The sequence below is a fragment of the Spirillospora sp. NPDC029432 genome (assembly GCF_040703975.1).
GTDB lineage: Bacteria > Actinomycetota > Actinomycetes > Streptosporangiales > Streptosporangiaceae > Spirillospora.
Map to the genome: position 1 here is coordinate 1 of NZ_JBEZWH010000127.1, position 10,758 is coordinate 10,758.

A 10,758-nucleotide genomic window follows, 5' to 3' on the forward strand; every position below is an offset into this window, starting at 1 on the left:
CACCATCGGGAAGTACGGGACGTTCGGGCACGAGAGCGCGACCTTGTCCCCGGCGCCGATCCCGCGCGAGCGCAGGAGATTGGCCACCTGGTTCGGCCGTGCACGGGCGGCGCGCCGCGGACGCGGAGGGCCTTCGGGACTCCCCGGCGGGCCCTTCGCCCCTACTCGGCCGGCGGGCGGCCCGGCGACGCTGGGCGCATGAAGACGAGACTGTTCCGCATCTCCGTCCCGCCGGCCGGTGACCCGGCCGGCGCGGGCGTGCAGCCGTCCGCGGCCGGGATCCTGTGGTCGGCCGGCCTCGCGAACGCCGGGCACTCCTGCTGCTGCCCCGCCAGGCCCGTGGTCGCGGCCGTCATCCATCCGGCGAACGGGCGGCCGGCGGACCTGCTGTTCTGCCGCCACCACTTCATCGCCTCCCGGCCCGCGCTGGAGGCCGCGCACGCGACCGTGTACGACGCCCGCGGCGACCTCGTGACCACCGGTGACGTCCGGGTCCCGTGAACCCGCGCCGCCCCGCGGCCACGGGCGCGCGCGGCGGCCCCGTGATTCCTCATGACAAGGCAGGAGGCCGTTCTGTGACACCCGGCGGCACCGGAATCCGCGGAACGGGCGAATGCGGCCCGGACTGTCACAGGTCACCGGCCTGCCCTGTCGTACCTGGCGACCGGACGGCGACGGGCGCCCCGGCGAGCGGGAAGGTACGTCATGAGGATCGTGGTGGTCGGCGGCACCGGGCTGATCGGGTCGAAACTGGTGAGCGGGCTGGGGGCGCGGGGCCACGAGGTCGTGGCGGCGTCGCGGCGCACCGGCGTCGACACCCTGACCGGCGAGGGGCTCGCCGCCGCCCTGGCCGGCGCGGCCGTGGTGGTGGACGTGACGGACTCCCCGTCCGCCGGGGACGGCGCGGTCATGGAGTTCTTCGAGACCTCCACCCGCAACCTGCTGGCCGCGGAGGCGGCGGCGGGCGTCGGCCACCACGTCGCGCTGTCGGTGGTGGGGACCGGGCGGCCGCCCGGCCGGGGCCGCTTCCGGGCGAAGGCCGTCCAGGAGAGGCTGGTCGAGACCTCGCCCGTCCCGTACTCGATCGTGCGCGCCACGCAGTTCTTCGAGTCCGCCCGCGCCATCGCCGCCGCGGCCGCGGCGGACTGCAAGATCCGGATGGCCCCGGTGTACTTCCAGCCCGTCGCCGCCGACGACGTCGCCGAGATCCTCGGCGCGATCGCGGCGGGACGGCCGCTGAACGGGCGCGCCGAGGTCGCCGGGCCCGAGCGGTTCCGGATGGACGCGTTCTTCCGGCACGCCATGCCCGCGTGGAACGACCACCGCGAGGTGCTGACCGACCCGCGCGCGCCCTACCTCGGGGCCGAGTTGGACGAGCGGACGCTGCTGCCCGGCGAGGGCGCGCTCCTCGGCACGGTCCGGTACGGCGACTGGCCGGGCCGGATCGCGGTGGGCGGCCGCATCGCGCCGATCCGCCTCGCGCCCGTCCGGCGCCGCAGGCTCACCTCCTATGCCCGGCACTGAGACCGCCCCGAACCGTCCACACCCGATGACCCGACAACCCGACCCGACAACCCGACACGTCGTCTCCGACGGAAGGTGAGACCGCATGACCAGCCACATCCTGGAGCCGGCCGCGCAGGAGATCGCGGACGCGACCTCCAAGCCGCCGTTCCTGTACGAACTGGGCCCCGCCGGGGCCCGCAAGGTCCTGGACGACATCCAGGCCGCGCCGGTCCCCATGCCCGAGGTGGACGAGGAGTGGATCACGGTGCCCGCCGAGGCCGGCGACGTGCGCGTCCGGCTCGTCAGGCCGGCCGGGGCGACCGGCACGCTCCCCGTCGTGCTGTACGTCCACGGCGGCGGCTGGGTGCTGGGGAACGCGGGCACCCACGACCGCCTCGTCCGCGAGCTGGCCGCCGGCGCGGGCGCCGCCGTCGCCTTCGTCGAGTACGACCGCTCGCCCGAGGCCCGCTACCCGGTGGCGATCGAGCAGGCCTACGCCACCGCCCGGTGGATCACCCGGAACGGCGCCGGCGAGGGGCTGGACACCGCCCGGATGGCGGTCGCCGGCGACTCGGTCGGCGGGAACATGACCGCCGCGCTGACCATCATGGCCAAGCGGCGCGGCGACGTCCGCTTCGTGCACCAGTCGCTGTACTACCCGGTCACCGACGCCGCCCAGGACACCGCCAGCTACCGCGAGTTCGCCGACGGCCCGTACCTGACCGCCAAGGCCATGGCCTGGTTCTGGGACGCCTACACCACCGACCCCGCCCAGCGGGCCGAGATCACCGCCTCGCCGCTGCGGGCCACCCTGGACGACCTGGCCGGGCTGCCGCCCGCCCTGGTGATCGTGGACGAGTGCGACGTGCTGCGCGACGAGGGCGAGGCCTACGCCCGCCGCCTCACCGAGGCCGGCGTCCCCACCACCAGCGTCCGCTACAACGGCACGCTGCACGACTTCATGATGCTCAACCCGGTCCGGGGGACCCGTGCGGCCTCCGCCGCCGTCGCCCAGGCCGTCGCCGCCCTCAGGCACCACCTGCACACCGGAAAGGACGAGTCATGAGCACCACCGAGCGCCCCGTCGCCGTACTGGTCCACGGCGCCTTCGCCGAGTCCGCGAGCTGGAACCGGGTCATCGAACGGCTGCGCGAGCGCGGGATGGACGCCGTCGCGGCGGGCAACCCGCTGCGCACCGTGCCCGGCGACGGCGCCTACGTGCGCGACGTGGTCACCGCCATCGGCCGACCGGTCGTCCTGGTCGGCCACTCCTACGGCGGCATGGTCATCACCGAGGCCGCGGCCGGCCTCCCCGCCGTGCGCGCCCTGGTCTACGTCGCCGCGTTCACGCCCGAACCCGGCGAGACCGCGTTCCAGCTGTCGGGCAAGTTCCCCGGAAGCACCCTGGGCGACGCGCTGACCGCCTACCCGCTGACCGGCGGCGGCAACGAGCTCCGCATCACCGGGGAGAGGTTCCACCACCAGTTCTGCGCCGACGTCGACGCGGGCGAGGCCGCCCTGATGGCGGCCACCCAGCGGCCGGTGACCGAGCGGGCGCTGACCGAGGGGATCACGGTGGCGGAGCCGGCCTGGCGCGGCACGCCGTCCCGGTTCGTCTTCGGCGACCGCGACTTCAACATCCCGGCCGAGCTGCTGCGCTTCATGGCCGAGCGCGCCGGCTCGCGCGGGACCCGCGAGATCGCCGGCGCCTCGCACGCGATCGCGGTCTCCCGGCCGGACGCCGTGGCCGACACCATCCTGGAGGCCGCCGGCGACGTGAAGGACTGAGGCCCCTCCACCGGGCGGCGGCGCGGGCGCGCTACTCCGCGCCGCCGTCCAGCGGCACGGACCAGCGCAGCACCGTGCCGCCCTCCGGGCGCGGGCCCGCGGTGAACGAACCGCCCAGGGCCCGCGCCCGCTCGCGCATGTTCCGCAGCCCGCTGCGGCGGCCGCCGCCGGAGATGCCCACCCCGTCGTCCTCGACCCGCAGCACCAGGTCGTCGCCGATCTCCACGACCACGGCGGCCTCGGTGGCGCGCGCATGCCGGGCGATGTTCGACAGCGCCTCCTGCGCCACCGCCAGCAGATGCTCCCCGATCTCCTCCGGGACGAGGGTGTCCATCGGCCCGTCCAGCCGCTCGGTCGGGGCGAAGCCCAGGCGCTCGGCGGCGGCGTCGACCACCGCGTGCAGGCGGCTGCGCAGGCTCTCCTCCGCGCCCGCGGTGGCCTGCAGGGCGAAGATCGTGGAACGGATCTGCCGGATGGTGCCGTCCAGGTCGTCCACCGACCGCTGGATGCGGGCCGCGACGTCGGGGCGCTCGGTCATCTTGATCGCGCTCATCAGCGTCATCGCGGTCGCGAACAGCTGCTGGATCACCGTGTCGTGCAGGTCCTTGGCGATCCGGTCGCGGTCCTCCAGCAGCGCCAGCCGCTCGGCGTCGCGGCGCCGGTCCGCCAGCTCCAGCGCGACCGCGGCCTGCGCCGCGAACGCCTCCATGAGCCGCTGCGCCGAATCGCTGAACGGCGTCCCGCCGGGCGGGTTGGCCACCGTCAGCACGCCGCGCGCCGAGGCGCCCTGGCCCAGCGGGACCGACAGCAGCGGGCCGACCTCCAGGTCCAGCCGGACGCCGGTCCCGCGCAGCCGCTCCTGGGCGTCGGTCATGCGCAGCGGGGTCCCGCTGGTGTAGACGCCGCCCCCGACGGCCCGGTCGATGGGGACGCGCAGATCCCGCAGCGCGCCGGCGCTGTCGCCGTCGGCCGCGACGACCACGAGTTCCCCGGCCTCGTCGTCGGCGAGGGCGATCGCCGCCAGCCCGGCGCCGATGACGCCGCGGACGCGGCGTACCACCAGGGCGATCGCCTCGTCCGGGTCGGTGCCCGACAGCAGCACGGTGGACACCTCGGCCGCCGCCTCCAGCCACCGCTCGCGCCACCGCGTCTCCTCGTACAGCCGGGCGTTCTCGATCGCCACGCCGGCCGCCGTGGCCAGCGCGGCGACCACGATCTCGTCCTCCTCGGCGAACGGCTCGCCGCCGGCCTTCTCGGTCAGGTACAGGTTGCCGAACACCTCGCCGCGGACCAGGACCGGCATCCCGAGGAAGGTGCGCATCGGCGGATGGCCGGCGGGGAAGCCGTGCGCGTCGGGATGGTCGTTGAGATCGCGCAGCCGCAGCGGGCGCGGCTCCCTGATCAGCAGGCCGAGGATGCCGTGGCCGTGCGGCCAGTGCCCGATCCCCTCGATCTCCTCGTCCGTCATCCCCACGGTGACGAAGTGCGCCAGCCGCTCGCCCTCCTCGGACACCACTCCGAGCGCCGCGTACCGGGCCTCGGCCAGCGTGGAGGCCGCCTCGGTGATCCGGCGCAGCACGGTGTTCAGGTCCAGCTCGCCGCCGATGGAGACCACGGCCTCCAGGAGCGCGTGCGCCCGGTCCCGCGTCCCGCGCACCGCCTCCAGCCGGGACTGCAGCTCCGCCAGGAGGTCGTCCAGCGGCAGCTGCGGCAGGATCAGCCTGGCCCGCTCATCGCCGGAGTAGTGCCTCTGCGGCATCGGCCGATCCCCCTCAACGCGCCGGGACCGGTTCCGCGCCCGCGGGCACCGGCCTCCTGGCAGCTCGCACGGCCCGGCGACGGCAGCACGGGCATTCCCCTGGAACCCTCCTATTCCACCATCACCAGCGATCGACTGGAACGGTCCCACGAGGAGCCGGAACGGGAACCCGGCCGGATGTGGCCGCACCGGGCGTGGTGATCCCAGAGGTGGCGCACAGGCGAAGGTCCCTGCCGGTTCGGGCCTTCCGGCCCTGCCGCCGGGGCGCGCGGCCGGATGGGATGGAGCCGTCGAAGGAGGTCCCCATGCAGGTGCTGCCCGCCCGGCGATGCGTGATCGTCGGCGTCGACGGGTCCCCGAACTCCATCGCCGCCCTGCGCAGGGCCGCCGCCGAGGCGCGCCTCCGGCAGGCCCGGCTGGACGTCGTGCGCATTCTCGTCCCGGGTTCCGGGGCGTACTCCCGCCCGCGGGACAGGATCGGGGAGTGGCTGCGGCTGCGCTCCCTCGTCGCCCGCACGGTGCCGCTCTCCCAGCACGTCACCACCCGGCTCCGCATCGCCCGCGGCCGTCCCGGCGAGGTCCTGTCCGCGGCGTCCGCGCACGGGGAACTGGTGGTCATCGGCGCCCGCGCGCATTCCGAGTACGGCAACCCCCTCGGCGGCGACACCGTCCCCGCGGTCTGGGAGCACACCCGGTGCGAGCTCATCGTCTGCGCCGACCAGAACGCGAACGCCGATCCGCAATGACATCGGGGGGACACGAGATGACACGCGAACTGCACTCGGAGCGCCTGGTCCTGCGGCCGTGGACGGCCCAGGACGCCGCCGGCGCGATCGGCGTCTACGGCGCCGCGGAGGTCGCGCGCTGGCTCAGCCCGGCGATGGACCGGGTCGCGGACCCGGCGGCCATGCGCCGGGTACTGGAGAAGTGGATCGCCGAGGACGCCGGGCTGATCGTGCCCGGCGGTCGCTGGGCGGTCGAGAGCCGGGAGACCGGCGGCGTGGTCGGCGGCGCGACCCTGCTGCCGCTGTCACCCGACGAGGCGTACGAGATGGGGTGGCAGCTCCGGCCCGGGGCGTGGGGCCGCGGCTACGCCACCGAGGCCGGGCTGGCCGTGGCACGCTGGGCGTTCGCGCAGGGCCTGGAGGAGGTGATCGCGCTCGTCCGGCCGGGGAACCGGCGCGCCGCGGCGACGGTCGAGCGGATCGGCATGGAGTGGGTCGGCGAGACGGACAAGTACCACCGGCTACGTCTCCAGGAGTACCGCCTGCGCCCCGGCGACCTGCCGCCCGCCTGACGTCCGGCCGTCTCCCCGGCCCGCACGTTCCAGGACGCGCGGGGCGGCACGGCCCGGGGAGCCGGCCGGGACGGCCGCCGGGCGGGGCTCGGTGCCCTCGAGGGGCGGCGGCGCGGACTCGCTCCGGCGCCGCGCCTCGGTGAGCGCGCGCGTCCAGGCGGGATGGCACATGAGAGGACTCCCTTCGAGGACGTGATGGCCACCAGGCTAGGAACGGCTCCGCGACCCGCGCTTCTCGATTCCTGACCGATACGGATGCCCCACCGGCTCGGGATTCCCGGCCGGCACTGGATTCCCGGCCGCACGGCACGCCGCAGGCCTCACTCCCGGCGCGGTGACCGCTGGACGGCCCACTCCCCGGTGAACGCCGGTTCGCGCTTCTCGTTGAACGCGGCGAACGCCGCGGGCGCGTCGGCGGTGGCGAAGTTGATCGTCTGGGCCCGGGCCTCGGCGGTCAGGGCCTCCCGCATCGTCCGGTCCGCGCCCTCGTTCAGCAGCGCCTTCGTCTGCGCCAGCGCCACCGGCGGGCCGGCCGCCAGCCGGGCGGCCAGATCGGCGGTGAACGCGGCGATGCCGTCCGGCTCGGCCAGGTGCGTCACCAGGCCCAGGCGGTGCGCCTCGGCCGCGTCGATCATCTCCGCCAGCAGCGCCAGCCGCTTGGCCTGGTGCAGGCCGACCAGCCTGGGCAGCAGCCAGGATCCGCCGAAGTCGACCGAGAGGCCGCGGCGGGCGAAGATCTGCGAGAACCGGGACCGCGGGGTGGCGACCACCAGGTCGCAGCCCAGCGCGAGGTTCCAGCCGGCGCCGACCGCGACGCCGTCCACCCGGGCGATCGACGGCTTGGGCAGCTCGTGCAGCAGCAGCGCCACCTCGTTCACGTCGCGCATGCGCTCCAGCGGGTGCCCGGCCGACACCCCGCCGGACAGGTCCGCGCCGGCGCAGAACGCGCCGCCCGCACCCGTGATGACCAGCGCGCGCACGCCGCGGTCGCGGCCGGCGGCGGTGAGGGCGTCCCCGAGCGCCGCCCAGAGGTTCGCGTCGATCGCGTTCCTGCGGCGGGGCCGGTTCAGCGTCAGGGTCAGCACCCCGCCGTCCTGGCTGGTCAGCAGCACCTCTTCGGCCATTCCGTCTCCTTCTGGCATCCGGGCGGGCGGCGGGTCAGCGGCCCGCGAAGTTCGGCTCCCGCTTCTCCAGGAACGAGCGGACGCCCTCGCGGTGGTCCTCGGTGGCGAACAGCTCCCCCAGCGTGGCGCTCACCCAGGCGCCGAGGTCGTCCCAGTCGGGGTCGAGCGCGCGGCGCAGCCCGCGCTTGAGCGCGGCGACGGCCAGCGGCGGGTTGGCCGCGATCCGGCCGGCCAGTTCCAGCGCCTCGGGCAGCAGCCGGTCGTCGTCGACCACCCGGCCGACCAGCCCGATCCGCTCGGCCCGCTCGGCGTCGATCACGTCCCCGGTCAGCAGCAGCTCGGCGGCGCGCTCGCGGCCGACGAGCTGGGCCAGCCGGGCGATGCCGGCGACGTCGCTGCACAGCCCGCGCTTGACGAACAGCTCGCCGAACCGCGCCCGCCGCGCCGCGACCCGCAGGTCGGCCATCAGGGCCAGCTCCATGCCCCAGCCCACGGCGGGCCCGTTCACCGCCGCGATCACCGGGACGTCGGTCTCCAGCAGCGCCCCGGCGGCCGGGGTGAGCCGCGGCTCCGGCCCGGGCGGGGCGGCCTCTCCGCCGCCCATCAGCTCGCGGACGTCGTCCCCGGAGCAGAACGACCGCCCGGCGCCGGTGACCACCAGCACCCGGGCGGTCGTGGAGCGCACCAGCGCGGTCAGTTCCTCGTACGTCCGGCGGCGCAGCGCGTTGTGCACCTCGGGGCGGTCCAGGGTCACGATGCCGACATGCCCGTCGATCGCGTACTTCACGTCCGTCATGGCGCTCCTCGGCGGCCGAAGGATCTCCCGATTAAACGTACGTTCAACCCTGAGCCCGGAACGGGCGGCGCGTCAACGGCCGGGCCGCTCCCGCTTCCCGGCCTCATCCCGGCAGTGACCGGTAGCGCGGGTTGGCCACGTCGAGCCGGTCGTCCACCGCGGCCCGGACGGCGGCGAGCAGCGCCGGGTCGTCCGCGTCGATCTCGCCGGACCGGACGGCCGCGGCCAGCGCGGCCTGGTCGTCGCACCCGAGCGCGGCGAGGCGTTCGCGGTGCCGCCGCTCCTGCGCGGGCCCGAGCACCAGCTCGCGCCCGACGCCGTCGAGGACGTTGGCCGCCACCCGGGCCAGGAAGTTCAGCCGCCCCTCGGTGCCGGGCATGACCTCCTCGCGCAGGAAGTGCGCCACCGCCCCGACCAGGTCGGCGGCGGCCGGCGAGCCGTGCAGATCGGACGCCTCCACCGGCTCGGCGGCGGCCGGCGCGGGGCCGCCCGCCACGGGCGGGACGCCGAGCGCGAGGAGCAGGTCGTGCTCCTGTTCGCAGACCCGGCGGCCGATCGCGGCCAGCTCCACCGAGGGGGCCTCGCCCGACAGGTGCCGCTCGGCCATGGCCCGGCATCCGACCGCCCACCTCGCGGTGCCGTACACCTGCCACCACAGCACGTCCGCCGGGTCGGGACGCTCGCCCGCGACCTCGGCGTACCCGTCCAGCAGCTGGTCGACGGTGCCGAAGCCGCCGGCGGGCAGCGGCGACCCGAACCGCCAGCACTTCACGCACAGCCAGCCCAGGTCCTCGCGGGGGTCGCCGCGGTGCACCTGCTCCCAGTCGAGCACCGCGCGCAGGCCGTCCGGCGCGATGATCAGGTTGCCGGTGCGGAAGTCGCCGTGCACCAGGGCCTCCGGGACGGGGGCGGGACGGTGCCGCTCCAGCCACCGCAGCGCGATCTCGACGGCCGGCAGCGGCTCCCCCAGCGCGTCGTAGCCGTCCCGGAGGGTCTCCAGCGGCTCGTGGGACTCCAGGCCGGGGACGGCGTCCGGCGGTACGGCGTGCACGCGGGCCAGAGTGCGGCCCAGCTCGGCGGCCATCGTCTCGCGCGCCGCGGCGTACCGCTCCTCCCGCAGCAGCCGGCGCGCGATCGTCTCGCCGTCCACATGCTCGGTGATCAGGTACGGGGAGCCGACGATCCCGGCGTCGGTACCCGCGTCGACCAGCCGCGGCACGGGCACGCCGGCGGCCGCGGCGGCGGCGATCGCGGCCGCCTCGCGGGCCATGCCCGCGGCCTCCCGCGCCCCGTGCCCGGCCTCGCCGACCGGGTCGCGGCGCAGCACCAGCCGCCGCGGGGCGCCGCCGGCGGACACCGCGAACGACCACGTCTCCCGGCTGGCGCCACCGGTGAGCCGGGCCAGCCCGGAGACCGCCGCCCGCTCCCCCAGGACCGCGCCGAGGCGCCGCTCCAGGAGGCCGGCGAGCACGTCCGGATCGGCCGCGCCTTCCGGCGGCACGGGCCCGGTCACCGCACCCCCGTCCACGACGATCGGTTCCACGATTCCTCCTGAACGCTCGTTTAGTCAGCATGGCACTCCATCCGCACCGGCGGGAAGGGGGAGCCGATCCGCAGACGGTTCCGGGAGAAGGTTCCGGGAGAAATGGACGGACGCGGGGCGCCGGTATTATCGGTGGCCGATATCGGATTGGTGACCGATCGAGCCGGCGGAGGGGCGCGATGCGGGAGTTCCTGCGGGGGGCGATCCGGCTGCACATCCTCCACCACGCGGCGAAGGGGGAGATCCACGGCGCGTGGATGACGCGGGAGCTGGCCGGGCACGGCTACCGGATCAGCCCCGGAACGCTGTACCCGACGCTGCACCGGCTGGAGGCCGACGGGCTGCTCGTCTCCGAGCAGCGGGTGGTCGAGGGCCGGATGCGGCGCGTGTACGCGGCGACCGAAGCGGGCCGCGCCGCGCTGGCCGAGGACCGGGCGGCGCTCAGGGAACTGGCGCGCGAGGTCCTCGGCGAGGGCACGACGGTGTGACCCTCCGGCCGGCCCGCGCCCGCGCCGGGCACGGGGGCCGGCTCCGGGTCAGCGGCGCGCCGCCACCAGGCGGCGGGCCCCGTACCAGGCGGCCCCGGCGGCCAGCACGGCGCCGCCGGACAGCACCGACGGGAGCGGCAGCGCGAACGCCAGCGCCAGGCAGCCGGCCAGGCCGAGGACGGGGACGGCGCGTGCCGGCCGCCCTTCGGCGGGGGTGAGCGTCCAGGCCGAGGCGTTGGCGACGGCGTAGTAGACCAGCACCCCGAAGGACGAGAACCCGATCATCCCGCGCAGGTCGGCCGTCGCCGCCAGGACCGCCACCACGGCGCCGACCGCGAGTTCGGCGCGGTGCGGCACGCCGGACCGCGGGTGGACGGCCGCCAGGGCGCGCGGCAGGTGGCGGTCGCGGGCCATGGCCAGGGTGGTCCGCGAGACGCCGAGGAGCAGCGCCAGCAGC

At 75.9% G+C, this 10,758-nt stretch carries 11 protein-coding genes and 1 pseudogene; 7 read left to right on the forward strand and 5 right to left on the reverse strand.

Annotated elements, in window-relative coordinates; genetic code table 11:
- The first annotated feature begins 198 nt into the window (after nt 1-198).
- From AB0881_RS41015 to AB0881_RS41030, 4 genes are all read left to right on the forward strand, one after another.
- Nucleotides 199-501, forward strand: coding sequence for a hypothetical protein (locus tag AB0881_RS41015; protein WP_366626298.1), 303 nt, complete (start codon nt 199-201; stop codon nt 499-501).
- A 204-nt stretch (nt 502-705) separates the two neighbouring features.
- The gene (locus AB0881_RS41020; protein ID WP_366626277.1) at nt 706-1,524 is read left to right on the forward strand and encodes an SDR family oxidoreductase; all 819 of its coding nucleotides are present in this window, start codon (nt 706-708) and stop codon (nt 1,522-1,524) included.
- A gap of 85 nt (nt 1,525-1,609) precedes the next feature.
- Nucleotides 1,610-2,572: an alpha/beta hydrolase gene (locus tag AB0881_RS41025; protein WP_366626279.1), complete on the forward strand. Its 963-nt coding sequence runs from the start codon at nt 1,610-1,612 to the stop codon at nt 2,570-2,572.
- Nucleotides 2,569-3,294, forward strand: a complete 726-nt coding sequence (locus AB0881_RS41030; RefSeq protein WP_366626281.1) for an alpha/beta hydrolase — start codon at nt 2,569-2,571, stop codon at nt 3,292-3,294. Before AB0881_RS41025 ends, AB0881_RS41030 begins: the two co-directional genes overlap by 4 nt.
- Nucleotides 3,295-3,325: 31 nt before the next feature.
- Here the strand turns inward: AB0881_RS41030 and AB0881_RS41035 are convergent, their stop codons facing one another.
- Complete coding sequence (locus AB0881_RS41035; protein WP_366626284.1) at nt 3,326-5,053, reverse strand: GAF domain-containing protein; 1,728 nt, start codon at nt 5,051-5,053, stop codon at nt 3,326-3,328.
- A 305-nt stretch (nt 5,054-5,358) separates the two neighbouring features.
- On the opposite strand from AB0881_RS41035, the gene AB0881_RS41040 reads away from it, so the two are divergent.
- Nucleotides 5,359-5,799, forward strand: coding sequence for a universal stress protein (locus AB0881_RS41040; protein ID WP_366626286.1), 441 nt, complete (start codon nt 5,359-5,361; stop codon nt 5,797-5,799).
- Nucleotides 5,800-5,816: 17 nt separating this feature from the next.
- Nucleotides 5,817-6,350 carry a GNAT family N-acetyltransferase gene (locus AB0881_RS41045; RefSeq protein ID WP_366626288.1) on the forward strand — a complete coding sequence of 178 codons (534 nt, stop codon included), beginning with the start codon at nt 5,817-5,819 and terminating at the stop codon, nt 6,348-6,350.
- A gap of 320 nt (nt 6,351-6,670) precedes the next feature.
- Here AB0881_RS41045 and AB0881_RS41050 read toward each other — a convergent pair whose 3' ends face one another.
- The 3 genes from AB0881_RS41050 to AB0881_RS41060 all read right to left on the reverse strand — a co-directional run bounded on the left by AB0881_RS41050 (nt 6,671) and on the right by AB0881_RS41060 (nt 9,813).
- Complete coding sequence (locus AB0881_RS41050; RefSeq protein ID WP_366626290.1) at nt 6,671-7,474, reverse strand: enoyl-CoA hydratase-related protein; 804 nt, start codon at nt 7,472-7,474, stop codon at nt 6,671-6,673.
- A 34-nt stretch (nt 7,475-7,508) separates the two neighbouring features.
- On the reverse strand, nt 7,509-8,270 hold the full coding sequence (locus AB0881_RS41055) for an enoyl-CoA hydratase-related protein (protein WP_366626292.1): 762 nt from the start codon (nt 8,268-8,270) through the stop codon (nt 7,509-7,511).
- Between the two features lie 103 nt (nt 8,271-8,373).
- Complete coding sequence (locus AB0881_RS41060) at nt 8,374-9,813, reverse strand: phosphotransferase family protein (protein WP_366626294.1); 1,440 nt, start codon at nt 9,811-9,813, stop codon at nt 8,374-8,376.
- Between the two features lie 179 nt (nt 9,814-9,992).
- Between AB0881_RS41060 and AB0881_RS41065 the strand changes: the two genes are divergently transcribed.
- On the forward strand, nt 9,993-10,301 hold the full coding sequence (locus AB0881_RS41065) for a PadR family transcriptional regulator (RefSeq protein ID WP_366626296.1): 309 nt from the start codon (nt 9,993-9,995) through the stop codon (nt 10,299-10,301).
- 48 nt (nt 10,302-10,349) lie between these two features.
- Here AB0881_RS41065 and AB0881_RS41070 read toward each other — a convergent pair.
- Nucleotides 10,350-10,758 (reverse strand): annotated as a pseudogene (locus AB0881_RS41070) (amino acid permease); the annotation flags it as partial.